At 71.0% G+C, this 23,489-nt stretch carries 24 protein-coding genes; 12 read left to right on the top strand and 12 right to left on the bottom strand.

The genetic code is table 11. From position 1 onward, the window contains the following. Positions 1-28: 28 nt before the first annotated feature. On the bottom strand, positions 29-601 hold the full coding sequence (locus AB0K35_RS12560; RefSeq protein ID WP_238668870.1) for a TetR/AcrR family transcriptional regulator: 573 nt from the start codon (positions 599-601) through the stop codon (positions 29-31). Between the two features lie 89 nt (positions 602-690). Between AB0K35_RS12560 and AB0K35_RS12555 the strand changes: the two genes are divergently transcribed. Next, positions 691-1,062: a DUF4267 domain-containing protein gene (locus AB0K35_RS12555; protein WP_363885220.1), complete on the top strand. Its 372-nt coding sequence runs from the start codon at positions 691-693 to the stop codon at positions 1,060-1,062. Positions 1,063-1,166: 104 nt separating this feature from the next. Here the strand turns inward: AB0K35_RS12555 and AB0K35_RS12550 are convergent, their stop codons facing one another. From AB0K35_RS12550 to AB0K35_RS12540, 3 genes are all read right to left on the bottom strand, one after another. Next, complete coding sequence (locus tag AB0K35_RS12550) at positions 1,167-1,853, bottom strand: hypothetical protein (RefSeq protein WP_238668867.1); 687 nt, start codon at positions 1,851-1,853, stop codon at positions 1,167-1,169. Between the two features lie 199 nt (positions 1,854-2,052). Further along, entirely contained in the window at positions 2,053-3,015 is a 963-nt protein-coding gene (locus AB0K35_RS12545) for a zinc metalloprotease (protein WP_363885218.1), read from the bottom strand. A gap of 160 nt (positions 3,016-3,175) precedes the next feature. Next, positions 3,176-3,928, bottom strand: a complete 753-nt coding sequence (locus tag AB0K35_RS12540) for a TIGR03089 family protein (RefSeq protein ID WP_357267216.1) — start codon at positions 3,926-3,928, stop codon at positions 3,176-3,178. 144 nt (positions 3,929-4,072) lie between these two features. Between AB0K35_RS12540 and AB0K35_RS12535 the strand changes: the two genes are divergently transcribed. After that, positions 4,073-5,143, top strand: coding sequence for a hypothetical protein (locus AB0K35_RS12535; protein WP_363885216.1), 1,071 nt, complete (start codon positions 4,073-4,075; stop codon positions 5,141-5,143). Between the two features lie 130 nt (positions 5,144-5,273). On the opposite strand, the gene AB0K35_RS12530 is transcribed toward AB0K35_RS12535, so the two are convergent. Genes AB0K35_RS12530 through ligD (AB0K35_RS12515) form a run of 4 tightly spaced genes read right to left on the bottom strand, consistent with a single transcriptional unit; the run spans position 5,274 to position 8,561 of the window. After that, complete coding sequence (locus AB0K35_RS12530) at positions 5,274-6,158, bottom strand: hypothetical protein (protein WP_238668861.1); 885 nt, start codon at positions 6,156-6,158, stop codon at positions 5,274-5,276. A gap of 5 nt (positions 6,159-6,163) precedes the next feature. Continuing rightward, complete coding sequence (locus AB0K35_RS12525; RefSeq protein ID WP_238668860.1) at positions 6,164-6,682, bottom strand: SigE family RNA polymerase sigma factor; 519 nt, start codon at positions 6,680-6,682, stop codon at positions 6,164-6,166. Between the two features lie 33 nt (positions 6,683-6,715). Then, a complete protein-coding gene (gene ligD, locus AB0K35_RS12520) occupies positions 6,716-7,630 on the bottom strand; it encodes a non-homologous end-joining DNA ligase (RefSeq protein ID WP_238668858.1) in 915 nt (304 codons plus the stop codon). After that, positions 7,620-8,561, bottom strand: coding sequence for a non-homologous end-joining DNA ligase (ligD, locus tag AB0K35_RS12515; RefSeq protein ID WP_238668857.1), 942 nt, complete (start codon positions 8,559-8,561; stop codon positions 7,620-7,622). Before ligD (AB0K35_RS12515) ends, ligD (AB0K35_RS12520) begins: the two co-directional genes overlap by 11 nt. A gap of 85 nt (positions 8,562-8,646) precedes the next feature. On the opposite strand from ligD (AB0K35_RS12515), the gene AB0K35_RS12510 reads away from it, so the two are divergent. The 6 genes from AB0K35_RS12510 to AB0K35_RS12485 all read left to right on the top strand — a co-directional run bounded on the left by AB0K35_RS12510 (position 8,647) and on the right by AB0K35_RS12485 (position 13,944). Beyond that, a complete protein-coding gene (locus tag AB0K35_RS12510) occupies positions 8,647-9,672 on the top strand; it encodes a Ku protein (protein ID WP_363885213.1) in 1,026 nt (341 codons plus the stop codon). Between the two features lie 73 nt (positions 9,673-9,745). Next, positions 9,746-10,384 (top strand): DUF4241 domain-containing protein, encoded by a 639-nt coding sequence (locus tag AB0K35_RS12505; RefSeq protein ID WP_363885211.1) that lies wholly within the window; start codon positions 9,746-9,748, stop codon positions 10,382-10,384. Between the two features lie 146 nt (positions 10,385-10,530). After that, complete coding sequence (locus tag AB0K35_RS12500) at positions 10,531-11,202, top strand: FKBP-type peptidyl-prolyl cis-trans isomerase (protein WP_238668851.1); 672 nt, start codon at positions 10,531-10,533, stop codon at positions 11,200-11,202. Positions 11,203-11,391: 189 nt separating this feature from the next. Next, complete coding sequence (locus AB0K35_RS12495; protein ID WP_238668911.1) at positions 11,392-12,219, top strand: hypothetical protein; 828 nt, start codon at positions 11,392-11,394, stop codon at positions 12,217-12,219. A 32-nt stretch (positions 12,220-12,251) separates the two neighbouring features. Continuing rightward, complete coding sequence (locus AB0K35_RS12490; protein ID WP_238668850.1) at positions 12,252-12,905, top strand: HAD family phosphatase; 654 nt, start codon at positions 12,252-12,254, stop codon at positions 12,903-12,905. Between the two features lie 28 nt (positions 12,906-12,933). Continuing rightward, on the top strand, positions 12,934-13,944 hold the full coding sequence (locus AB0K35_RS12485; RefSeq protein WP_363885208.1) for an NADPH:quinone reductase: 1,011 nt from the start codon (positions 12,934-12,936) through the stop codon (positions 13,942-13,944). A gap of 184 nt (positions 13,945-14,128) precedes the next feature. On the opposite strand, the gene AB0K35_RS12480 is transcribed toward AB0K35_RS12485, so the two are convergent. Then, positions 14,129-15,778 carry a fatty acid--CoA ligase gene (locus AB0K35_RS12480; RefSeq protein ID WP_238668847.1) on the bottom strand — a complete coding sequence of 550 codons (1,650 nt, stop codon included), beginning with the start codon at positions 15,776-15,778 and terminating at the stop codon, positions 14,129-14,131. A gap of 56 nt (positions 15,779-15,834) precedes the next feature. On the opposite strand from AB0K35_RS12480, the gene AB0K35_RS12475 reads away from it, so the two are divergent. Next, on the top strand, positions 15,835-16,326 hold the full coding sequence (locus AB0K35_RS12475) for an NUDIX domain-containing protein (protein ID WP_030334282.1): 492 nt from the start codon (positions 15,835-15,837) through the stop codon (positions 16,324-16,326). A gap of 15 nt (positions 16,327-16,341) precedes the next feature. Here AB0K35_RS12475 and AB0K35_RS12470 read toward each other — a convergent pair whose 3' ends face one another. After that, a complete protein-coding gene (locus AB0K35_RS12470) occupies positions 16,342-17,376 on the bottom strand; it encodes an aldo/keto reductase (RefSeq protein WP_363885206.1) in 1,035 nt (344 codons plus the stop codon). 125 nt (positions 17,377-17,501) lie between these two features. Between AB0K35_RS12470 and AB0K35_RS12465 the strand changes: the two genes are divergently transcribed. Continuing rightward, positions 17,502-18,134 carry a TetR/AcrR family transcriptional regulator gene (locus tag AB0K35_RS12465; RefSeq protein ID WP_238668844.1) on the top strand — a complete coding sequence of 211 codons (633 nt, stop codon included), beginning with the start codon at positions 17,502-17,504 and terminating at the stop codon, positions 18,132-18,134. 64 nt (positions 18,135-18,198) lie between these two features. On the opposite strand, the gene AB0K35_RS12460 is transcribed toward AB0K35_RS12465, so the two are convergent. Continuing rightward, a complete protein-coding gene (locus AB0K35_RS12460; protein WP_238668843.1) occupies positions 18,199-19,875 on the bottom strand; it encodes an MDR family MFS transporter in 1,677 nt (558 codons plus the stop codon). 178 nt (positions 19,876-20,053) lie between these two features. Further along, a complete protein-coding gene (locus tag AB0K35_RS12455; RefSeq protein WP_238668841.1) occupies positions 20,054-20,596 on the bottom strand; it encodes a type 1 glutamine amidotransferase domain-containing protein in 543 nt (180 codons plus the stop codon). Positions 20,597-20,777: 181 nt separating this feature from the next. Between AB0K35_RS12455 and rfaE2 the strand changes: the two genes are divergently transcribed. Continuing rightward, complete coding sequence (rfaE2, locus tag AB0K35_RS12450; protein WP_363885203.1) at positions 20,778-22,613, top strand: D-glycero-beta-D-manno-heptose 1-phosphate adenylyltransferase; 1,836 nt, start codon at positions 20,778-20,780, stop codon at positions 22,611-22,613. Further along, complete coding sequence (locus AB0K35_RS12445) at positions 22,610-23,488, top strand: glycosyltransferase (protein WP_363885201.1); 879 nt, start codon at positions 22,610-22,612, stop codon at positions 23,486-23,488. Before rfaE2 ends, AB0K35_RS12445 begins: the two co-directional genes overlap by 4 nt. Position 23,489: the final 1 nt, after the last annotated feature.

The raw sequence follows: 23,489 nt of genomic DNA, 5'->3' as shown, positions 1-23,489 counted from the left end.
TGCGCCTGGGCCCTGACGGCGAGCGCGCTCACCGGGAGAAGCGGTCCACCAGCACCGTCAGCCGGCGGTCGTGGCCGGGGCGGCGGAGTCGGCCGCTGCGCATCAGCGTGACCAGTCCGTGCAGGCCGCTCCAGAACGTCTCGGTGAGCGTCTCCAGGTCGCCGCCACCGGCGAACGGGCGCACCGTCTCGGCCAGCTCGGCGAAGCCCCGGGCCAGGTCGGTCGGGACAGTCTGGCTGGCGAACGGCAAGTCCACGGCGAGGGTGAACATCGCGTCATAGAGCGCTGGGCGCTGCTCGGCGAACGTGACGTACGCCGCCGCGACGTCGGCGACCGCCTGTCGTGGGTCTGCCGCGGAGGCGCGGGCGGACACCAGCGCGGTTGCCAGTTCGGCGAAGCCCTCGACGGCGACCGCCGCCATGATGGCGTCCTTGCCCTTGAAGTGGCTGTAGAGGACGGGCTGGCTGTATTCGATCTCGGCGGCGAGCCGCCGGGTGGTCACCGCGTCCCAGCCTTCCGCGAGGGCGAGGTCGCGGGCAGCGGCGATGATGGCGCGTTCCCGTTCCGCCCGCTCGCGCTCGCGGCGTGCCTGAGTCGACATGAGAGCAACCCTAGCACCGCTAGCGAAGCTGTCGATGCTCTGCTAGCGTCGCTCTCATATCTAGCAGCGCTAGGAATTGGAGTAGACCCATGCTGGCACCCCTCGCCTACGGGCTCGCCGTCGTACTCAGCCTCTTCGTCGCCTTCATCGGTGCGCGGTTCCTGCTGGTGCCGCAGGCCGCAGCCGCCGGGTACGGCGTACCGGCCAAGCCGGACGGCGACCCCGCCTACCTGACCGTCAAAGGACTGAAGGACCTCACGTTCGGGCTGCTCGGGCTCGCCCTGATCGCCTTCACCACTGCCGAGGCGGTGGCGTGGTACATGCTGGTCGTCGCGCTCGTTCCGCTGGGCGACACCCTCATCGTGCTGCGCAACGGCGGCACGAAGGCCGTCGCCTTCGGCATCCACTTCGCCACCGCCATGGTCGTACTCCTGAACGCCGCCCTGCTGTTCGCCCTGTAACCAGACCCAACCCCACTCTGGCCCCTGCCCTTGTTGATCAAGAGGTTTGCGTCATCATCGGGCCGATCGATGACGCAAACCTCTTGATCAACGCAGTGGATGGGTCAGGACGTGGGGGGTGGGCAGCGGTCGGGGAGGGTGACCTCGCCGGGGCGGTGCTCGAAGGTGTCCATGGTGAACCATTCGTCCAGCTCCGGGTCGAAGAGGTTCTGCAGGCCGAACTGCAACACCTGCCGCCACCGACTCGGGTCGTGCTGGTCGACGTAGATGTCGCCGAGCGCGAGCGGGAACCGGAAGAACTCCCCGGGCACTGTGGAGCCGCCGACCACCCCGACCCGCCAGTGGTCCACGTGCCGGTCCTTCTCACCCTGCAGGACCTCCGGCCCCACGTAGCGGGCGGTCTTCAGCTTGTCGTTGAAGATCTGCCGGTTGAAGAACCCCGGCACCTTGCTGCACGCGCGGGGCGGGAACAGCGGAATGTTCGGCCACCTGTAGGTGAGTGTGTAGAGCGTGTTCTCGAAGATCAGGTTCGTGAACCAGATCGGGTGGTCCGGGCCACCGGCGGTCATCTGGCTGTTGCCGTCGCGGCCCTGCCAGGAGAACGGCACGTCGATGCCGAGGTCCCGCACGATGTACCGGCCGGTGCCCTGAAAGTCCGCGGGGAGCAGCGGTGGGCGCGGCTCGCGTGGTTCGGGAACGGTAGGGCCGTCGGCCTGGGCCGCCCGGGGCAGCGGTGCCGCCGCTGGGCCGGGCGCGACCACGCCGAGAGCGAACAGTCCACCGGCCACCACCGACACCAGTGTCCGACGTGTACGCCCCGACGCCATGTGTCCCCCGCCCTGCCGATGAACGTGCCAGATACCTTCGGCGAAGCGTAGGAGCAGGCGAAACGTGAGGATCGAAGGAACGAGCGGGCTCCACCGGAAGGGTGAAGCGAGAGGGGTCGGCGGTTCGCCGCAGAGCGAACCGCCGACCCCGACCGCCAGTGGGCTATCCGGCGCCGCCGGCCCGGAACGCCATCCAGGCGTCGCTCATCCGGTCGGCCTGCCCGGCCGTGAACATGTTCATGCAGGAGTCCTCCGTGTAGTCCATGAAGTTGTGGATCGGGTCGAGCCCGGGCGCAGCGCAGGAGTCCGCGCCCACCGGGCAGTCGAACTGCGGCGCCGCCTCACGCGGGGTGTCCGCCACGAAGTCGCCGGAAGCGGAGCAGCCGTGCGCGAAGGTGTGCTCCAGCATCAGCCAGTGCCCGACCTCGTGCGTCAGCGTGTCGCCCAGGGCGTACTTGCCGGCCGTACCACCAGGCATCGACTCGTCGAGCATCACCACGCCGTCGATGTAGTCGCGCCCGTTGTTGTAACCCTTCGGGAAGTACGCCCAGCCGAGCAGCCCGTCGCCGATGTTGGCCGCGTACACGTTGAGGGTTTCCGAGTCGCCGGTGTACAGCGCCTTCTTCATGTCCCGCTCGCTCTTGCCCGGCACTACCGTGTACCAGGCGCTGTTCACCGTCCACGTCGTGTCGACGAGCGAGAACCGGAACGGCGTGTTCGAGGCGTCTCCGGCCGTACGGCCCGCGAACGAGTCGTTGAGCACCGCCATCTGCGCGGCGATCAGGGTGTTCCACCTGGTCGTCTCGGCTGCTGTGAGCGGATGGTCGGAGATCATGTGGAAGACCGTCGGCACCGTGACGCTGCCGTTCGGCAGCCGCGGCGCGTCTTTGATCACGCCGTACGCCTTGGCTTCGTTCGTGGCGTACAGCGCCGGCTCCTGGGCGGCGGCGCCCTCGGCCACCCGGGCCGCGCTGTGCGCGTCGGTGCCCGGGTCACACGCGGTGACGGACGGGGAGGCGGTCGCTGGCGCGGCCGTGGCGAGCGCCCCGGAGGCACCGCCGGACGCCAGGATCGTCGCGGCGGTGGCGGTGAGGACCGCCAGTCGGAAGGTCGGTCTTCTGCGCATCGGTGCACCTTTCGATGAGGGAGACGGTGCGGTGTCGATGACGTCGCTGTTCGGGTATGAGAACACGCCGACGGCATCGACAAAAGACCCTCTGAGCAGGGCAGATGGCGATGTAACGGAACCGGATCGGCCAGCGCTGTTTGGGCCGCTCCGGCGGGGTTCAGAGGACGCGGGTCACCTGTTCGGCGACGACTACCGCGTCCCGCCGCGCCGGGTCGAGGTTGGCGCTGATCACCACTGACGCACCGGCCGAGAGTGGCGCGAGCAACCACTTCAGCGGCTGCTCGGTCTCGGCGGCGTCAACCAGTAGGCGGTCGCCGGCGCGCAGGTCCAGCATCGTGGCGAACTCCTGGGCGAGCGCGCCCCACTGACCGTAGGTGGTGCCGTCAGCGGTGGCCGGGTCCGACGGGTGGATGGCAGTGTGGTCGGGCGTGCCGTCGCCGTGCCGGAGCACCTCGGCGGACCAGTCCAACCAGCCCAACGGCACGTCGTCCAGCCGCCCCGGCCCGGTGCCGACGAGATAGCGGTGCGGCGCGTCCGGCACGTCCTCCAGCCAGTCGTCCTGCCGCTCCGGCGTCACGAAGACCGCGTCGAACGGCCGGTCGCCGCCCGGTTCGAGCACCGCCAGGCCCGCCGTGGCGCGCGGTCGGAACGACACCGCCAGGCCCGAGGCCCAGGCGCCCAACAACACAGCGGCGGTACGCCAGTGCGGCGGCAGCAGGACCGCTACGCGGCTGCCGGGGCCGAGCCGGCAGCCGTCCCGCAGCAGGCTCGCGCTGCGGGCCGCCCACTGGCCGACCTGCTGTGCCGTCAGGTCGACGCGCTCGCCGGTCGCCTCGTCGCGGTAGCTGAGCAGCGGACGCTCGGCCTCGACGGGCCGGGCCGCCAGGTTGGCCGTGACGGTTGGCTGCATCTCCACGCTCCCCGGGTCGACGTCGGCATCACAGTACTCAACGACTTTGGTCGCACCGGTCGTCGGCCGATGGCCGTATCGGGTGACCGGGTGGCTCGCGCAGTGTGCGGGGAACGATCCCCGAGACGCCGCCGAGGAGCGCCGATGCCGACCGGACCCGACCCCGTCACCGCCGACCATCCCGCTGCCGACCATCCCGCCGACGCTGGCCGCCTGCCGTTGCGCCGGCGGCTCCTGCCGGTGATCGCGTTGCTGCTGCTCGCGCCCTGGGCGGCCGAGTGCTCGTGGGGTGGCTTCGCCATCGACGACTTCCTCCCGGTGCTGATCTTCCTGGGCCCGATGTACGGCGGCGCGGCGCTCCTGATCCGGGAGACCGCCCGACGCCTCGGCGCGGGTTGGCCGACGATAGTGCTGCTCGCCGCCGCGTTCGGCGTGCTCCAGGCCGGGCTGGTCGACCAGTCGTTGTTCAACAGCGACTTCCTCGACGACACCCAGTACGCCGACACCTGGGCCGCCGCCGAGGCGACGCTGGTGCCGGGGCTCGACTTCAGCCTCCGGCAGGCGTTCGACTACGTGGGCAACCACATCGTGCTGACGATCTGCGCGCCGATAGTGCTCATCGAGTCGTTCCTCGGGCCGGAGCGGCGGCTACGGCCCTGGCTGGGCTGGCCCGGTCTCGCCGTGGTGGGCGTGCTCTACCTGCTCGGCAGCCTGTTGATCTTCTCCGACAGCAGCGGCCGGAAGGGCTTCCTGGCCAGCCCGCTCCAACTGGCCTTCGCCGCCGTGGTGGTTCTCGCCCTGGTCGCTGTCGCAGTGCTGCCCCGCTGGCGTCACCCTCGCCCGCGCCGGGCCCGTCGGGCACCGCACCCACTCTGGGTCGGTCTGCCCGTCATCCTCGTCCGCCTCGGCTCCGACCTGACGCCCGGCTGGCCGGGGATGATCATCGCGCTTTCGCTCTCCGTCGTCGCCGGAGGGCTTGTCGTGTACTGGTCGTCCCAGAACGGCTGGGGGCAGCGGCACGTGCTTGTTGCCGGCACCGCGGGCCTGGTCATGGCCGCCGCGTTCGCGTACCTGGTGCCGCCATACTCCCCGGCGAGCCCGGCCGCGGCCCTGGCCGGCGACGTCGCGGTCACCGTCGTCACTGTCGCCCTGATCGGCGGCGCCTGGTGGCGGCTGCGCCGTGCCTCGCCGACTGTTCCCGTCGCCGCGAGCTGATCCCGTTGGCCACCACCGGTAAGACGGTGCTGCTGCGTCTCGGCGACAGCCGCAAGGTTTTCGGCCGCCGCTGATCCGGCAGCCGGCAAGGCCCGGCGTCCACAGGCGTGGACGCCGGGCCGCGCGGTTCCTACTCCTTGACCATCACGACGTCGGTCGGGCGTTCGACAGTCACTGCGGTGCCGTAGTCGAACAGTTCGAGGGTCGAGTTGGACGTCCCCGTGTCGAGACGGCCCTTCGCCGTCGACTGCCAGGTGAAGGTGAGCGCCACAGTCGCGATCCGACCGTCGCGGTCCAGCGTGACGTCACCGGTCGTGTTGCTCGACCCGTCCCTGCCGCTCTCGGCATAGCTGAAGTGCAGCGAGCCGTCCGGATTCTCGGTGACTGTCGCGTTCTGCCGCTTCAACGCCGCGAACAGGGCAGCCGGGTCGGGCTCGGCGGAACCCAGCACGTCGTTCCCGTCGCCGTGCAGGGAGAGCCGGTCGTACGTGCCCGGGTACTGCCCGTACCGGCCGTACGCCTCGCCCGGGCCCTTGTCAGCCGGCAGCGGGCCCAGCGGGCGTTCGCCGCCCTGGTACCTGGTGCCGTTGATCAGCAGTTCGGTCATGACCGAGTCGTCCTGCGGCGCGCGGACGTAGCCGGTAGCGGTTTTCGGGTCGAACGCGCCCTCGTAGGTCAGCCCGTCCCGGCCCGAGTTGGTCAGCCGCATCCGGTAGCTGATGTTCTCGCTGGCGGCGGCGGCCGAGACCAGCCGCATCGCCGGCGAGGCCGGCTCCGGCGGCGCGGCCTGGGTGGTGACGTCGGAGCGGCCCGCCGGGGAGTTCGTCGGGACGGTCAGCGCGGTGCCGACGCCCAGCGCCAGCAGCGCGCACGTGCTACCGACGAGCGCGGTGGTCCGGCGCCGCCGGGCCCGTCGGCCGCGCTCGATCAGCGCACCCACCGGGGGTACGGAGTCCGTCTCACCGTCGACGATGTCGTGCAGCCGATGGGCGAGACGGTCATCGATGTTGTTCATGACTATCACCTGCTTACCGAGTCGAAGGATTCCTCAAGGAGGTGGCGCAGTTTGCCCAGTGCGCGGGCGTTCTGGCTCTTGACGGTGCCGAGCGAGCAACCCAGCACCTGGGCGACCTCGCGCTCGCTCAGGTCCTCGTAGTGGCGGAGCACCACCACCGCTCGCTGTTTGGCCGGCAGTGACATCAGCGCCCGGCGCAGCACGACGGCGTCCGGGCCGACGCCGTCGGCCGCGGCGGCCCGGTCGGGGACGTCCGCGAAGAGGCTCTCCCGGCGACGCCGCCGCCACGCCGACGTGTGGTTGTTGACCAGGGCCCGGCGCAGGTAGGCGTGCGGGTCACCGAGCCGGGACAGCCGCCGCCACCGCTCGTAGACCTTGACCAGGCTGTCCTGGAGCAGTTCCTCGGCCCGCCACCGGTCGCCGCTGAGCAGCATGGCCAGCCGGATATGTCGCTGCCACGCCACCTCGACGAACGCGACGTAGGACCGGTCCGCCGCGGACAATGGTTTCTGTTGGTCGGTCACGCGCCTTACACGCCGCGGGGTCACCGAAGGTTGTCAGGCCGAGGGCAGTTCCGGGCCGCCGTCGAGCAGCGGGCCGAGCAGGTCGTCGTACTCCTCGACCCGGGTCAGGACCTCGGCGGCGGTGAACTGGCGGACGGCCGGCTTCCGGCCGCGCGCGCCGGCCTCGACCTCGTCCCAGGTCAGTGGCGTCGACACCGACGGCACCGACTGGGCCCGCAGCGAGTACGGCGCCACTGTGGTCTTCGCCGCGTTGTTCTGGCTCCAGTCGATGAAGACCTTGCCCGGTCGGAGGTTCTTCGCCATCTTCGACACGATCAGCTTCGGGTGGGCCTTCTCCAACTCCTGGGCGATCCGCCGGGCGTAGTCGGAGACGACGTCGGACGACTGGGTGCCGGCGATCGGGCAGCAGAGCTGCATGCCCTTCTTGCCGGACGTCTTCGGGTACGACTCGATGCCGTCGTCGGCGAGGCGGTCGCGCATCAGGACCGCCACCGGGCAACACTCGGCGAGCCCGGCCGGCGGGCCCGGGTCCAGGTCGACGACCATCATGTCCGGGTGTTCGCCCACCTTCCACTGCGGTGTGTGCAGCTCCAACGCCGCCAGGTTGGCCAGCCAGACCAGGGTGGGCAGGTCGTCGGCGACCACGTAGTCGATTGTCTCCCGGCCCTTCGTCGACCCGGGTGCCGGCAGGTTTTCCACCCGCACCCAGTCCGGGGTCGCGGCCGGCGTGTTCTTCTCGAAGAACGACTTGTCGTCCACCCCGTTCGGGAAGCGGATCCGGGTGACCGGTCGGTCCCGCAGGTGCGGCAGCAGCACCGGGGAGATCCGGGTGTAGTAGTCGATCACCTCACCCTTGGTGAACCCGGCCGCCGGGTAGAGCACCTTGTCCAGGTTGGACAACTCCAGCGCGCGACCTTCGACGTCCACCCGTAGCCGCTCAGCCGGCATCGTCGACCTCCTCCGGAGGCTTGTCCGGGCGCAACCGCAGCACCCGGGGGAAGCGCAGCCGGCCGTCGGGGGTGCGCTGGCCGTACTTCACCTCCACCACCACCTGGGGTGTTACCCAGATGGCGCCCCGCGCATCCTCGCGTGGCATCCCCGGCGCGAACGGTGACACGCCGGAGCGCAGCGGCTCCAGCTCGGCGAGGAGCTGCCGCTCGATGGCCGCGCCGATCCCGCCGCCGACCCGACCCCGGTAGATCAGTCGGCCGTCCGGGCCGGGCACCCCGACCAGCAGCCCGCCGATCCGGCGCGCGCCCGGTCGCCAACCGCCGATGACGAAGTCGCCGGTCACCTCCAGCTTGACCTTCACCCAGTCCGGCGAGCGCACCCCCGGGCGGTAGACGGCCCCGACCCGCTTGGCCATCACCCCCTCCAGGCCGTGCTCACCGGCCGCCTCGTAGGTGGCCGGCCCGTCGGCGAACATCGGCGGCACCGCCCACCGGAGGCCACCGAGCGCGAGCGCGTCCAGCGCCTCCCGGCGGCGCTCGTACGGCCAGCCGGTCAGGTCGTCGCCGTTCAGCCGGAGCAGGTCGAAGATCATGTACGTCACCGGCATGACAGCTGCCAGCCGGGCGGCCTTGGCCCGGTCCCGGACGTGCATCCGCTCGGCCAGCGCTGTGAACGACGGTTGCCCGCCCTGGCCGAGCAGCACCACCTCACCGTCGAGCAGCGCGTCGTCGACCTGCTCGGGCAGGGTGGCCAACTCCGGGTACGCGGCGGTGATCTCCACGCCGGAACGGGCATAAAGGTGCTGACCGCCACCTGAGATGTCGGCCAGGGCGCGGACGCCGTCCCACTTGAACTCGTACGCCCAGCCGTCACCCGCCGGGAGCGGCCCGGTCATCGCGAGCATCGGCTTGAGCGGCGCGCCGGGCACGACCCGACTGTAGTAGCAGCCCGAACACCTCGCGTCCGGTTCTTTCGGATGCGAGCATGGTCGATACCGGGGAAGGGAGCGCAGGATGCGTGCCATCTGGAAGGGAGCCGTGTCGTTCGGGCTCGTCTCGATCGGGGTGAAGCTCTACTCCGCGACCGAGGAGAAGGACATTCGGTTCCACCAGGTGCATCGCGAGGACGGCGGCCGGATCCGCTACAAGCGCACCTGCTCGGTCTGCGGCGAAGAGGTCACCTACGACGACATCGCCAAGGGCTACGACATCGGCGGCGGCGAAATGGTGATCCTCACCGACGAGGACTTCGCCGACCTGCCGCTGACCAGTTCCCGTGCCATCGACGTGCTGGAGTTCGTGCCAGCCGAACAGGTGGACCCGATCCTCTACAACAAGGCGTACTTCCTTGAGCCGGAGGGCGCGGCGACCAAGCCGTACGTGCTGCTGCGCGACGCGCTGACCGACTCGGAGCGGGTGGCCATCGTCAAGGTGGCGCTGCGCCAGCGGGAGCAGCTGGCCACGCTGCGGGTCCGCGAGGGTGTGCTGCTGCTCAACACAATGCTCTGGCCGGACGAGATCCGTACCCCGGACTTCGGTTTCCTCGACGAGGACCTCAAGGTGCGCCCGCCGGAGCTTGCCATGGCCAGCTCACTGATCGACTCGATGACCGGCGAGTTCGAGCCGGACGTCTTCACCGACGACTACCGGGCCGCGTTGCAGGAGGTCATCGACGCCAAGGTGGAGGGTCGGGAGGTCGTCCAGCCGGAGGAGGTCGAGGAGGCCCCGGCCGCGGCGGTGGACCTGATGGCCGCGTTGAAGGCCTCGGTGGAACGCGCCAAGGCGGCTCGCGGCGAGCAGCCCGCCCGCGGTGGTGGCGGCGGCGAGCCGACGCCCATCTCGTCGGCGCGGTCCGCGCAGAAGGCAGCCGAGAAGAAGGCGGCCAAGGCGCCCGCGAAGAAGACAGCGGCGAAGAAGACCGCCGAGAAGAAGGCGGCCGAGCCGGCGAAGAAGACCGCCGCCAAGAAGACCCCCGCGAAGAAGGCGGAGCCGGCGAAGAAGACCGCCGCGCGCAAGACAGCACCCCGCAAGAGCGCCTGACCGTACGGCAGCGGCGGCGGTGTCCGCCTCGCCGGGTACGCTCCGCCGGCCGCTGGCGACCGGAGGAGCCCCCATGCCGTACACCCCTGATCTGGACCGGTTACTGACGCCCGGCGCCCGCTACACCGACCAGCACGGCGGGTACCTGATCGAGGTTCACCCGGCGGGCGACGTCGTGCTGCCCACCGGCCAGGTGGTCGGGTGTGACCCGCTGGTCTGCCCGGAGGGCGAGCCGTTCACTGTCACGGTCCCGCCGGGCCGGTACGCCGCCCGCGCCTGGGTGGCAGTGGTGCTCCGGGAGAACGCCGAGGTGGACCGGCGGGTGGCCGCGTTTCAGCTGGTCGTCTCCGACGAGCCGACCATTAGCTGGGAACCGGCGGTCGCGGGCGACCAGGACGTCGCCACGCTCGGTGCGGACGACTACTTCGGGTACGGGGTGGACGCTGGCACCGGCACCCTCGCCGACCCGACAGCGCTCAGTGTCCTGGAAGGCTGGGACTACGACCGGGTCGAGGAGGTCTTCATCCCCGACGAGCTGCCCTCGTCCCCGGTCCCGGGGCTGATCACCGCTGTCTTGGACGAGGCCAGCGGCGCCAACGTCGTCACCGTGACCACCGGTTGGGGCGACGGCTGCTACGGCACCTGGATCGGCCGTACCGCCGACGGACGGATCACGTCGTTCGTGACCGACTTCATGGTCGTCCCGGAATAACCGCCCAGGAACGCCCCGGAACTGTCGCGCTGGGCGATCCGAGGCGTCGGCGGCGGGCACGGTAGGCCGCGGTGCGGGTACCGTGTGCGTCGGCTTTCCCCCCGGCACCGGGTGCCGGCCACACTTCGCAGCAGGGAGTCGACGACGTGAGCGAGCGGACGCAGCAGACGGGCCCGGACCAGAGCCCGGCAACCAAGTCGGGGCGCCGCCTGGCCGCCCAGTTGGCGGCGAAGAAGGCCGCCGACGCGAGGCGCAAGCGCAACGCGTGGGCCAGCGGCCTCGCCGCCGTCGCCGTGGTCGGGGTGCTGATCGGCGTCTTCGTGACGATCGGCGGGGGTGACGACAAGCCGAAGACCCAGGCCGACTCGACCCCGTCCGCCTCCGCCCCGGCCCCCGACGAGGCCGGCGCGCCGCCCGCGCCGCAGCTGCCCGCCGACGCCGATCCGGCACTGAAGACCAAGCCGACGGTGACGCCGGGCACTGGCGACCTCAAGAAGCTCACGGTCACCCCGCTGATCAAGGGCAAGGGCCCGGCCGTGCAGAAGGGCCAGAACATCACCACCAACTACGTTGGGGTGTTCTACAAGGACGGCAAGGAGTTCGACTCCTCCTGGAAGGGCGGGCAGCCGGCCACCTTCCCGATCGGCGTCGGTCAGGTCATCCCCGGCTGGGACCAGGGCCTGGTCGGAGTGACTGTGGGCAGCCGGGTGCAGCTCGACATCCCGGGCGAGCTGGCGTACGGCAACGACGAGGCCGCCGCCGGTGGACGTCCCACCGGTCCGCTGCGCTTCGTGGTGGACGTGATCGCCGCCCAGTGACCTGTCCGGGTCGTCCCGGTTGTCGCCGGGACGCGATGGAGTTGTTCACATGGGGCTTCCGGCCCGTCACCCAGCGGCAGTAGGTTCGGCGTCACCCCGGGCGGTTCGCCGCCCGGGGTGAGCATCCGGAACGGGGACGCGGAGGTGCATGTGACGGCGCTGGACGAGCCTGGGCGGACCGCCCGGTCGATGTGGGCGTACTTCGAGCCGGTGCACACCGTCACCTACCTGCACCCCCGGGCCCGGGCCGCGTACGAGGCGGTCGGGCTGCGCGGCTACTGGCGCGGTTACTTCGCCGGCCGGGCCGCGCCGCTGGGGGCCACCGAGGCGGCCCCGGTGGTCGCCGCCTTCTTCAACTTCGCGCCGCCGATGGTGGCCCGCGCGCTGCCGGCGGTGTGGCGGTTGGCCACCCCGCCGGAGGCGCTGCGCGCCCGTCTGACCGGTGCCGTGCAGGCGCTCGCCGAGCTGACCTACGAGCTACCCGAGTCGCACCTGGTGGAGGCCGCCGACCTGCTGGAGCGGGCCGCGGCGGCGGCGCAGACCGCCGGCCGGGTGCTCGGCGCGGCCAACGCGGCCCTCCCGGCCGGCGAATACCCGCTGGCGCGGCTGTGGCAGGCCGCCACCACGCTGCGCGAGCACCGGGGGGACGGGCACGTGGCGGCGCTGGTGGCCGCCGGCCTGGACCCGGTGGAGACGCTGACCGGGCGGGTCGCGCTGGACGGTTCGCCGCCGCAGTACCTGCTGGGCCGGGGCTGGTCCGAGGAGCAGTGGCACGCCGCCCGCGGGCGGCTCACCGAGCGGGGCTGGCTGACCGGTGACGGCGCGGCCACCGACCACGCCCGCGCCGAGTTCCAGGCCATCGAGGACGCCACCGACCGGGCCGCCGCGCACCCGTGGCAGGCGCTCGGCGCCCACGACACGGACCGGCTCCGGGAGCTGCTGGAGCCGATCGCCCGGTCCGGCCATGCCCTGCTCCCCGAGGGCAGCCCGCTCGGTCTGCCCGCGTTGCCCGGCTGACCGGGCACCCGCGAGTCGGGCAGGATGGGCCCGTGACTGATGCGGTGGTCTTCGACCTGGACGGCGTGATCGTGGATTCCGAACCGGTGTGGGAGGAGGTCCGCCGGGCGTACGTGGCGGCGCACGGCGGGACGTGGCAGCCGGACACGCAACGCCGACTCATGGGGATGAGCACCGGCGAGTGGGCCCACTACCTCAGCGGGGAGCTGGGCGTCGACCGCACCGCCGAGCAGGTCGCCGTCGAGGTGGTCGAGGAGATGACCCGACGCTACCGGGACCACGTACCCCTCATCGACGGCGCCGACCAGGTCGTTCGCCGGCTGGCCGCGCGGTGGCCGCTCGGGTTGGCCAGTTCGTCGCCGACCCGGCTGATCGAGGCGGCGCTGGCGGCGACCGGCCTGACCGACGCGTTCGGCGCCACCCTCTCCACCGAGCAGACCGAGCGGGGCAAGCCGGCACCCGATGTGTACCTGAGCGTGGCGCAGCGCCTCGGCGTCGACCCGGACCGGTGCGCGGCAGTGGAGGACTCGTCCAACGGGGTGCGCTCCGCCGCGGCGGCGGGGATGCGGGTGGTGGCGGTGCCCCACGGCTCGTACCCGCTCGACCCGGACGCCGCCGGGCTGGCGGCGGTGACGTTGAACGCGATCGGTGAGCTGACGCCGGAGCTGGTGGACGAGCTGGGTTGACCCGGGCCGAGCCGGGTAGAGACCACTGATGAAGGCCATCGTGTACGAGCGCAACGGCGACAGTTCGGTGCTGCAACTGGTCGACCGGCCGGTGCCGGAGCCGGGCGCGGGCGAAGTCCTGGTGCGGATGGCGGTCTCCGGGGTCAACCCGACCGACTGGAAGTCCCGCCGTAACGCCCCGCCGAACGGATGGCAGATCCCCGGGCAGGACGGCGCGGGGTTGGTCGAGGCGGTCGGCGAGGGGGTCGACCCCGACCTGATCGGTGAGCGGGTGTGGGTCTGGGAGGCCGCCTGGCAGCGACAGTGGGGCACGACGGCGGAGTACACGCTGGTGCCGGTTCGGCAGGCGGTACGTCTCGGCGCCGCTCCGTTCGAGCTGGGCGCGGCCCTGGGCATCCCGTTCCTCACCGCGCACCGCTGTCTGACCGCTGGCGAGTTCATGCCGGACACGCTGCGGGCCGGGGCGCTGGCGGATCACACGGTGCTGGTGCAGGGCGGTGCTGGCGCTGTCGGCAACGCCGCGATCCAGCTCGCCCGCTGGGCCGACGCCACTGTGATCGCCACTGTGAGCAGCGCGGAGAAGGCTCAGCTCGCGGCCTCGGCCGGCGCCTCCTTCGTGATCAACTATCGGGAGCAGGACGTGGTCGAGGAGGTCCACAAGATCGCCCCCGACGGGGTCCACACGATCGTTGAGGTCTCCCCCGCCCGCAACGCCGCTGTCGACGCCCGGGTGCTGCGGCACGGCGGCGCGGTCTGCATGTACGCCGACAACGGCGGGGACGAGGTGACCATCCCGATCCGGGCGATGATGGCGCCGAACGCCCGCTGGCAGTTCGTCCTGGTCTACACGGAGCCGAAGGCGGCCAAGGCGCTGGGCGTGAAGGACGTGGCGGCGGCGGCCAGCCAGGGTGGCATCCGGGTCGGCGCGGACGCTGGCCTGCCGCTGCACTACTACCCGTTGGCGGAGGCGGCCGCGGCGCACCAGGCGGTGGAGGACTCGACGGTGGGCAAGGTGCTCATCAACACCAGCGACGCCTGATCGGGTCGCCGGGAACCCGATTTCCCCGTCAGCAGGACAGAAGCGAACAATTTTCGCAACAATGACGGTGCGGGTCACCCCGCGTGGAGCGGGCGGCCCCGGCGCGGTGCGAACGCCGGGGCCGCCCCTGGGGAGGGTTTCAGGAGTACTCCCGCCTTAACAGGCGACAGTGCCGGGGAAAACGTTACGGGGCTGTCAGCTCCCGGACACTCAGCTCGCCCTCGGCGTACCGCGAACGGACGACCTTCTTGTCGAACTTGCCGACACTCGTCTTCGGCACCGTGTCGATGAACGCCCAACGCTCGGGCAACTGCCAGCGCGCCACCGACCCGGCCAGGAAGTCCCGCAACTCCTCGGCGGTCACCGAAGCGCCCTCCCGGAGCACCACAGTGGCCAGCGGACGTTCGTCCCACCGCTCGTCCGGGACCCCCACCACGCACGCCTCCAGCACCGCCGGGTGGGCCATCAGCGCGTTCTCCAACTCCACCGACGAGATCCACTCACCACCGGACTTGATCACGTCCTTGGCGCGGTCGGTCAGGTTGATGTACCCGTCCGGCGAGAGGGTGCCCACGTCGCCGGTGCGCAGCCAGCCGTCGCGGAACTTCTCCTCGTCCGGGGCGTCGTCACCGACGTACCGGGCGGTCACCCACGGCCCTCGGACCTCCAGCTCGCCCACTGCCGTGCCGTCGGTGGGCATCGGGTCACCCGACGGGCCGACGATCCGCGCCTGCACGCCCGCCGGCACCCTCCCCTGGGTGTAGCGGTAACGCCACGCCTGCTCACCGGTCGCACCGGCGGGTGGACGTGAGACCGACCCCAGCGGGGACATCTCGGTCATCCCCCAGGCGTGGATGACGTCGATTCCGTGCCGCTCGTCGAACGCGTGCATCAGCGCCGGCGGGCACGCCGAACCGCCGACGATCACCTCACCGAGCGAGGAGGTGTCCACGTCGTGGGTGTCCAGGTAGGCCAGCAGGTCGGTCCAGATGGTCGGCACCGCGCCGGCCAGGGTGGGCCGCTCGGCGGCGATCATCTCGGCGATCGGCGCGGCCTGGAGGAACCGGTCCGGCATGATCAGCGACGCGCCGGAGAGGAAGGCCGCGTAGGGCAGGCCCCAGGACATGGCGTGGAACATCGGCACGATGGCCAACTCGCGGTCGGTCGGGCCGAGGCCGAACCCCTCCGGCATGCAGACCTGCAACGAGTGCAGGTAGATCGACCGGTGCGAGTAGGCCACACCCTTCGGGTTGCCTGTGGTGCCCGAGGTGTAGCAGAGCGCGGCGGCGTCGCGCTCGTCCACCTCGGGCCAGTCGTACACCTCGGGCCGGTCGGCGAGCAACGCGTCCCAGTGGTGCACGGTGATCCGGTCGCCGGCCGCCGCCACCAACGGAGCCGGATCGCCGCCGCCGACCACCACGACGTGCCGCACAGTGGTCAGCTCACCGATCACCCGGGCCAGCAACGGGATGAGCGTGCTGTCGACGAGGACCACCCGGTCCTCGGCGTGGTTGGCGATGTAGACGACCTGGTCGGGAAAGAGCCGGATGTTCAGCGTGTGCAGCACCGCGCCCATGCTCGGCACCGCGAAGTAGGCGACCAGGTGCTCGTTGTTGTTCCACATGAAGGTCGCGACCCGCTCGTCGCCGGTCACCCCGCACTCGTCGCGCAGCCCGTGCGCCAGCCGGGCGGCGGTCCGGCCCACCTCGGCGTACGTCATCCGGCGGGGTTCGGCACCCGTCCAGGTGACCACCTCGGCCGTGCCGTGCACCAGCGCACCGTGGTCGAGGATCCGGGAGATCTGCAGAGGGGCGTCCATCATCGTGCTACGCATGGGTAACAAGCTAGTGTCGGCGGTCACACGTTGGGAACCCCCGTAAGTTGTCGCAGGTGAGCATCTCCTGGGCCGACTCATACGTGGGGCAGTTGCGCGCGCTCGCCGGGGACCGGACGCTGATGTTCGTCGGCGCCCGTGCCGTGGTCAACGACGACGCCGGACGCATTCTGCTGATCAAACGCTCGGACAACGGCCAGTGGGCCATGCCGGCCGGCGCGATGGAGCTGGGCGAGTCGATCGCCGACTGCGCGGTACGCGAGGTCCGCGAGGAGACCGGGCTGCGCGCGCTGCGGGTCTGCGCGTTCGCGCTCTACACCGGGCCGGACCGGACGAGCACCAACATGTACGGCCACACGTACCAGGTGTTCACGACGGCGTTCAAGGTGGAGGAGTGGGACGGGCAGTTGGCCCGGGTCACCGACGAGACCACCGACGCCGGCTTCTTCGCCCGCGACCGGTTTCCCGCCCCACTCTCCACCTCGGTCATCGAGACCCTTGCCGACCTGGACGTCTTCGAGCAGACGAACCGGCTCATCCTCAAGTAGGTCGGCCGGGCCGCGTTACTGCGGGTAGCGCATCCCGGCGAAGAACCCCTCCTGGATCCAGTTCGGGTACGCCACGGGCAGCTTGGTGGCCTCGTCCAGCTCGGTGAGGTCCTGCTCGGTCAGCGTGAGATCCGAGGCGGCGATGTTGTCGACCAACTGCTCGTGCTTGCGGGCACCGACGATCACGCTGGTCACCGCCGGTCGGGACAGCAGCCAGGCGACGGCCACCCGGGCCGGGCTCACCTCGTGCCGCTCGGCGACGCCTTTGAGCACGTCGACCACTCCGAAGGCGTGCTCCGGGTCGAACGGGGTGAAGCTGGCGTACCCGGGCTGGGCGCTGCGCGCGCCACTGTCGGCGACGGCACCGTCCCGGTTGACCTTGCCGGACAGGAAACCACCGGCGAGCGGGCTCCAGACGGTCAGCCCGACACCCTCGTTGAGCGCCATCGGCACCACGTCGCGCTCCACGTCCCGGCCCAGCAGCGAGTAGTACTCCTGCACCGAGACGAACCCGGCCAACTTCTCCCGGGCGGAGATACCCAGCGCCTTGGAGATCTGCCACGCGGCGAAGTTGGCGGCGCCGATGTAGCGGACCTTGCCCTGCCGGACCGCGTCGTCGAGCGCGCGCAGCATCTCCTCCATGGGAGTGATCTGGTCGAAGTTGTGGATCTGATATAGGTCGATGTGATCGGTGCCCAGTCGGCGCAGGCTGTCCTCCAGGTTCTGCATGATGTGCAGCCGGGAGGTGCCGACGTCGTTCGGGCCGGGGCCCGTCCGGGAGTGCACCTTCGTCGCCAGTACGACGTCGCGACGCCGCTTGCCGAGCGCCTTGCCGAGCAGTTCCTCGCTCTCGCCGTCGCTGTAGCCGTCCGCGGTGTCGACGAAGTTGACGCCCGCGTCCAGCGCGGTGTCCACCAGCCGCTGCACCTCGGGCAGCGCCAGCCCACCGAGGGTGCCCCAGAGCGGGTGCCCGCTACCGCCGAAGGTCATCGCGCCGAGCGAGATCTCCGAGACGTACACCCCGGTGGTGCCCAGCAGTCGGTACTTCACGTGTGTCGCTCCTCGTGGTGGGTCGGAGGCCGAGGTCAGGCACTCCGTGGTCACTATGTCGGACACTGTGTCCGGCAACGAGCGTACGTCGCCCACCCGACCCCCAGCCACCTAGGATTCCGGCTATGCCCTCGATCACCCGCCGCCGCCCGCGCAACCCCGACGGACGCGCGGCAGTCGAAGCGCGGGTGCTGGCGGCCACCGAACGGCTCCTGAAGGAGGGAATCCGCTTCACCGACCTCGGCGTGCAGCGGATCGCCGCCGAGGCCGGCGTGGCCCGGTCGACCTTCTACACCCACTTCCGGGACAAGACCGAGCTGCTCATGCGTCTCGCCGGCACCATGCGGGAGAGTTCGTTCGACCGCACCGGCGACTGGGACCCGGGCGGCCCCGGCGACCCGCTCGCGCGGCTGACCGAGGTCTTCGCCGACGTGATCCGGATATACCGGACGTACGCCCCGGTGCTCGCAGCGGTCAGCGAGGTCGCCGCGTACGACGAGGCGGTCCGGGAGTACTGGGCGGCCGGGCTGGAGCAGTTCGTGGCCCGCACCGTGGACGCGCTCCGGGTCGAGCAGCAGGCCGGGCGTACCCCCGCCGACCTGGACGTGACAGCGGCCAGCCGGCTGATAGTGGTCGGCGGCGACCGCTTCCTGGCCGACCACGTCAGCACGACCTCGGCCGACCCCGAGACCGACGCGGCAGCCGCCCGGGAGTTGGCCGCGACCTGGTGGTACGGCGCCTACCGCCGCCCCGCCTGACCACCTAGGGCACGGCTGACACCGACCGCCCCGGAGCGGTCCGGGGCGGTCGGTGTCGAGACGCTCAAATCATCGTCTGGGACTTGGCCTCCATGTCGGCGGCGGCCTCCTCCTTCGACTCGCGGGTCAACGGCTTGCCGCCCGGAGCCGGGGCCTCCCCGCCGAGCGGGTCGGCGCCACCTGTGGCACCCTGCGGGCCGGCGCCCCGCAGCTGCGTGTTGGGCAGTGTCAGGGTGACCACCACCGCCACGATCGCGATCAGGCCGGCGGTCAGGAAGACCATGTCCAGCGCGTCGACGAAGGCGCCCTGGATGGCCGCACGCACCGGCCCCGGCAGGGCCAGGATCGTAGCCGGGTCGTTGATCGAGATGTTGGTGCCGCCACTCGCCGCGACAGCGGCCTGCTCCTGCGGCGGGAGCTGAGCGATCGCGCCGGGCAACCGGTCGGCGAGCCCGCCGGTCAGCCGGGACGAGAGCACCGTGCCGAGGATCGCCACCCCGAACGAACCGCCCAGCGACCGGAAGAAGGTCGCCGACGAGGTGCCGGCACCCAGGTCGCGTACCGAGACCGCGTTCTGTACCGCCAGGATCAGCGACTGCATACACAGGCCCAGCCCGACGCCGATCACCACCATGTACCCGAACGCCACCCACAGCGAGGTGGCCACCTCCAACTGGGTGAAGAGGAACATGCCGACCAGGAGGGTCACCGAACCGGCCACCGGAAACCACTTGTAGCGGCCGATCCGGGTCATCGCACGACCGGTCAGGATCGAGGTGATGATGATGCCGGCCATCATCGGCAGCATCAGCAGACCGCTTCGGGTCGGCGAGGCGCCCTTCACGATCTGCAGGTACAGCGGGATGAAGATGATCGAACCGAACATCACCAGACCGATGATGAGCAGTGCCGAGTTGGCCAACGCGAAGGTGGCGCTCCGGAACAGCCGCAGCGGCAGGATCGGCTCGGCTACCCGGGCCTCCTGGAGGACGAAGAGCACCCCCAGCACCACACCGGCCACGAAGAGCCCGATGATCACGCCGGATCCCCAGGCGTACTCGTTGCCGCCCCAGCTCAGCGCGAGCAGCAGGGAACTCACCCCGGCCACCAGCAGGCCGGCACCGAGCCAGTCGATCGAATGGTCCCGACGTTCGAACGGGATCAACCGCATCACGTGGTAGCAGACGACGATGGCCAGGATCGCCAGCGGCACGTTGATGTAGAAGATCCACCGCCAGTCGGTCTCCGCGAAGTAACCGCCCACCAGCGGCCCGGCGACCGACGAGATCCCGAAGACCGCGCCGAACAGGCCCTGGTACCGACCACGTTCCCGCGGTGACACCACATCCGAGATGATGGTGAACGCGAGCGTCAGCAGACCACCGGCGCCGAGACCCTGGATACCCCGGGTGACGATCAGCTGAGTCATGTTCTGCGACAGCCCGGCCAGCAACGACCCGACCAGGAACGTGCCGATCGAGAAGAGGAAGACCGGCCGACGCCCGTACAGGTCGGCCATCTTGCCGTAGAGCGGCGTCGACGCGGTCGAGGCGAGCAGGTACGCGGTGACCACCCAGGAGTAGTGGTTGATCCCGCCCAGCTCGCCCACGATGGTTGGCAGCGCCGTACCAACGATGGTCTGGTCGAGTGCGGCCAGCAGCATGCCGGTCATCAGGCCCAACATGAGCAGCCGGATCTGCTGACGGTTCAGCACCGGCGCATCTGAGGCTTCGGTGGTCATGTGCCCTTCTATCCCGCGAGCCGCAGAACATGCGCCGACCCAGCAAAAAACCCCACCCCCACCCCCACCTGCTCCCCACCCCCACCCCACCCGCTCCACCCGGGTTGATCATGAAGTTATTGCCACGACACGCCGCGCCGAGGGGCAATAACTTCATGATCAACCGAGGGGGGTGGGGTTAGGGGGTGGTGAAGGTTTTGGTGATTGCTGCGCAGAAGGCGGGGAGGTCGTCGGGTTTGCGGCTGCTGGTCAGGTTGCCGTCGGTGACGCACTCCTCGTCCACCCAGGTGGCTCCGGCGTTGGTCAGGTCGGTACGCAGGGTCGGCCAGGAGGTGATCCGCCGGCCCCGCACCACGTCCGCCTCGATCAGCGTCCACGGGCCGTGACAGATCACCCCGACGGGCTTGCCCGCGTCGAAGAACGCCTTCACGAACCGCACCGCGTCCGGGTCGCCCCGCAGGAAGTCCGGGTTCGCCACCCCTCCGGGCAGCACCAACGCGTCGTAACCGGCGACGTCGGCCTTGTCGACCGTCACGTCCACGTCGTACGTCCTGGAGTGGTCCAGGTGGTTGAAGGACTGGATGGAACCGGCCTTCAGCGAGACCAGCTCGGCCGTCGCGCCAGCGTTCTCGACCGCCTCGCGTGGTTGGACGTACTCGACCTCCTCGACGCCGTCGGCGGCCAGGAAGGCGATCCGCTTGCCCTGCAATGTCGCTGCCATCTCGGTACATCTCCTTTCCGGGGGTACCTCATTTCCCTTCCCGCCCTCGAACACCCGAAACAGGGCGGACAGGTTCGGACCGGCGAGGACCGGTCAGGGGCCGCCGAAAGACCGCCTGAGCAGCGGCGGGGCCGGTCTGCGCGCAGGTTTGCCCGCCAGGCCGCTGGGGACCCGGGGAGGCATGGCAGGAGCAGCAGCGGAGCAGCGCCGGTTCGCCACCGTCGTGGAGAGCTGGCTCGGACGCCCAGTACTGATCGTCGGTGACGCCATGTTGGACGAATGGCGGTTCGCCGACTCCGACCGGCTCTGCCGGGAGGCGCCCGCCCCGGTTCTCACCCTGCGCCGGCGGATCTCCGCCGCCGGTGGGGCCGCGAACACCGCAGTCAACGTCGCGGCCCTGGGCGGTCGGGCGGTGCTGGTGGCACCGGTCGGCGCCGACGTCGCCGGTGACGAACTGCACGACTGCCTGGACCGCGCGAGCGTCTGGGACCGCACCGTCAACCAGCCCGGGCGACCCACCCCGGTCAAGCGGCGAATGTTGGCCGGCAACCAGATCCTGCTGCGTGAGGACTCCGGCGACCCGGAGGACGCGCTGGACCACGAGGGGGTGACCCGGCTGCTCATCGCCCTGAGCTGCGCCACCGAGGAGTTGCGTGCCGCCGCAGGTGGGGAGGCGCCGACACTGGTGGTTTGCGACTACGGCCTGGGCGCGCTGCCCGCGCCGGTCCGCGCGTGGCTGGTCGAGAACCGCCAGCGGTACGCCACAGTCGCGCTGGACGCCCACGACCTGGCCGACTGGCGGGGCCTCGCGCCGACGGTGGTCACCCCCAGCTTCGCCGAGGCGACCCGGCTGTTGGCCCGCGCGGGCGGTACGACCCGACCGACCGGCGGGACCGAACTGCACCTGGAACACCCGGGCGGGGACCCGGTCGACGGACCGTCCGAGATGACAGTCGGCGCGGCACCGGGGGCGGTACGCGCCGACGACACCGCCGCCGAGCTGGCCCGGGTCGACCGCCCGGGACCGGTCGGTGAGCCGACCCCGGGCGAGGGACGGGTGGCCCTCACCGGTGACGGGCTCAGCGTCACCGGCACCGGCGTCACAGTGAACACCCGGGCCGGAGAGGGCGTCGACCGGGCGATCCTGGCCCAGTCGCGGCTTGCCGAACTGCGTGCGCACACCGGTGCCGACGTGGTCGCGGTGACCCTGGACACCGAGGGTGCTGTGGTCGGCGGCGCCGACGGGGAGCCACGACGCAGCCACAGCACCCCGGTGCCGGCGAGCCACGCGGTGGGTGCCGGCGACGCGTACCTGGCGGCGATGACGTTGGCCCTGGCCGCCGACGCGCCCCTGCCCACCGCCGCCCAGCTCGCCCAACTCGCTGCCACCATCACCGTCTCGGACACCGGCACCTGCGTGTGCCGACGTGACGACCTGCTCGCCGCGTTGGACCAGCCGACCGACACCACGAGCCACCCCGCGCTGGTCGGCGGCGACGAGTTGGACGCGATCGTCGCCGAGTACCGCGAGGCGGGACGGTCGGTGGTCTTCACAAACGGCTGCTTCGACGTGCTGCATCGCGGGCATGTGCGCTACCTGGAGCAGGCCCGCGCGTTGGGCGACCTGCTCATCGTGGCGGTCAACTCGGACGGAAGCGTACGACGGCTGAAGGGGCCGGACCGGCCGGTCAACCCGGTCGAGGACCGGGGTGCCCTGCTCGCCGCGCTCGCCTGCGTGGACCACGTGGTGGTCTTCGAGGAGGACTCACCGGCCGCGCTGATCGAGGCGGTCCGACCGGACGTGTACGTCAAGGGCGGCGACTATCCGCCGGAGCTGGTGCCGGAGGCGCCGCTGGTGCGCCGGCTGGGCGGCCAGGTGCGCACCCTGGGGTACGTGCCGGACCGGTCCACCTCCGCGATCATCGAGCGGATCCGGTCGCACAGCCAGGACCCGTCGCCACACCTCAACGACCGGGAGCCCGACCCGTCGCTGCGCACCCGCACCCAGGCGTCGTGAACCGCCCCCTGGACCTCGGCAGCCCGGAGGAGTTCCGCGCCGACCGGCTGGTGGACGTGCTGATTCCGACCCGGAACCGGCCCGCCGAGCTGGCCGTCACACTGGGCGGGCTCGCCACCCAGGACGGGGTACCCGGCTTCGGCGTGGTCGTCAGCGACCAGTCCGACGGGGATCCGGCGTACACGCATCCGGCAGCTGCCACCATGGTCCGGGCGCTGCGCCACCGGGGCCACCCGGTGCTGCTGACCCGCCGGCTGCCCCGACGGGGGTTGGCCGAACACCGGGCGTATCTGCTCGCCGCCTCGGCCGCCCGGTACGTCCTCAGCCTCGACGACGACATCTGGCTGGAACCGGGTGCGCTGCACCGACTGGTCACCGCGATCGGTGAGCTGGGCTGCGGGTTCGTCGGCAACGGCGTGCACGGGCTCTCGTACACCGACGACGTACGGCCGGAATCGCACTGCCACTACGAGGAGTGGGTCGGCCCGCCCACACCGGAGCGGATCCGACCCGACACCCCGCAGTGGAACCGGGCCCGGATCCACTCGGCCGCGAACCTGCTGCACATCACCGAGCAGTTGGCGCTGCCGCCGGGCGCGTGGCGGGCGTACAAGGTCTCCTGGATCGGCGGGTGCGTGCTCTACGACCGGGCCAAGCTCGTCGACGCTGGCGGCTTCGACTTCTGGCGTCGGGTGCAGGAGAAGCACCAGGGGGAGGACGTGGCCGCGCAACTCGCCGTGTTGTCCCGCTACGGCGGCGCTGGCATCCTGCCCAGCGGCGCGTACCACCTGGAGTCCCCCACCACCGTCACCGACCGGGACGTGGAGGCGTGGGAGGTCGTCCTCGCCGACGAGGACACCCCGCAGCCGGCCTGAC

Origin of the sequence: Micromonospora sp. NPDC053740 (assembly GCF_040677775.1) — a bacterium.
GTDB lineage: Bacteria > Actinomycetota > Actinomycetes > Mycobacteriales > Micromonosporaceae > Micromonospora > Micromonospora alfalfae.
Note: the sequence above shows the minus strand (reverse complement) of the source record. Positions and strands in the feature narration are given on the sequence as shown.

What these genes read in the sequence shown, in the direction of transcription:
- AB0K35_RS12560 (WP_238668870.1), bottom strand. Translation starts at nt 601, where the DNA reads ATGTCGACTCAGGCACGCCGCGAGCGCGAGCGGGCGGAACGGGAACGC.
- AB0K35_RS12555 (WP_363885220.1), top strand. Translation starts at nt 691, where the DNA reads ATGCTGGCACCCCTCGCCTACGGGCTCGCCGTCGTACTCAGCCTCTTC.
- AB0K35_RS12460 (WP_238668843.1), bottom strand. Translation starts at nt 19,875, where the DNA reads ATGACCACCGAAGCCTCAGATGCGCCGGTGCTGAACCGTCAGCAGATC.
- AB0K35_RS12535 (WP_363885216.1), top strand. Translation starts at nt 4,073, where the DNA reads ATGCCGACCGGACCCGACCCCGTCACCGCCGACCATCCCGCTGCCGAC.
- AB0K35_RS12465 (WP_238668844.1), top strand. Translation starts at nt 17,502, where the DNA reads ATGCCCTCGATCACCCGCCGCCGCCCGCGCAACCCCGACGGACGCGCG.
- AB0K35_RS12480 (WP_238668847.1), bottom strand. Translation starts at nt 15,778, where the DNA reads ATGCGTAGCACGATGATGGACGCCCCTCTGCAGATCTCCCGGATCCTC.
- AB0K35_RS12545 (WP_363885218.1), bottom strand. Translation starts at nt 3,015, where the DNA reads ATGCGCAGAAGACCGACCTTCCGACTGGCGGTCCTCACCGCCACCGCC.
- AB0K35_RS12485 (WP_363885208.1), top strand. Translation starts at nt 12,934, where the DNA reads ATGAAGGCCATCGTGTACGAGCGCAACGGCGACAGTTCGGTGCTGCAA.
- AB0K35_RS12505 (WP_363885211.1), top strand. Translation starts at nt 9,746, where the DNA reads ATGCCGTACACCCCTGATCTGGACCGGTTACTGACGCCCGGCGCCCGC.
- ligD (WP_238668858.1), bottom strand. Translation starts at nt 7,630, where the DNA reads ATGCCGGCTGAGCGGCTACGGGTGGACGTCGAAGGTCGCGCGCTGGAG.
- AB0K35_RS12455 (WP_238668841.1), bottom strand. Translation starts at nt 20,596, where the DNA reads ATGGCAGCGACATTGCAGGGCAAGCGGATCGCCTTCCTGGCCGCCGAC.
- rfaE2 (WP_363885203.1), top strand. Translation starts at nt 20,778, where the DNA reads ATGGCAGGAGCAGCAGCGGAGCAGCGCCGGTTCGCCACCGTCGTGGAG.
- AB0K35_RS12495 (WP_238668911.1), top strand. Translation starts at nt 11,392, where the DNA reads ATGTGGGCGTACTTCGAGCCGGTGCACACCGTCACCTACCTGCACCCC.
- AB0K35_RS12540 (WP_357267216.1), bottom strand. Translation starts at nt 3,928, where the DNA reads ATGCAGCCAACCGTCACGGCCAACCTGGCGGCCCGGCCCGTCGAGGCC.
- AB0K35_RS12530 (WP_238668861.1), bottom strand. Translation starts at nt 6,158, where the DNA reads ATGAACAACATCGATGACCGTCTCGCCCATCGGCTGCACGACATCGTC.
- AB0K35_RS12510 (WP_363885213.1), top strand. Translation starts at nt 8,647, where the DNA reads ATGCGTGCCATCTGGAAGGGAGCCGTGTCGTTCGGGCTCGTCTCGATC.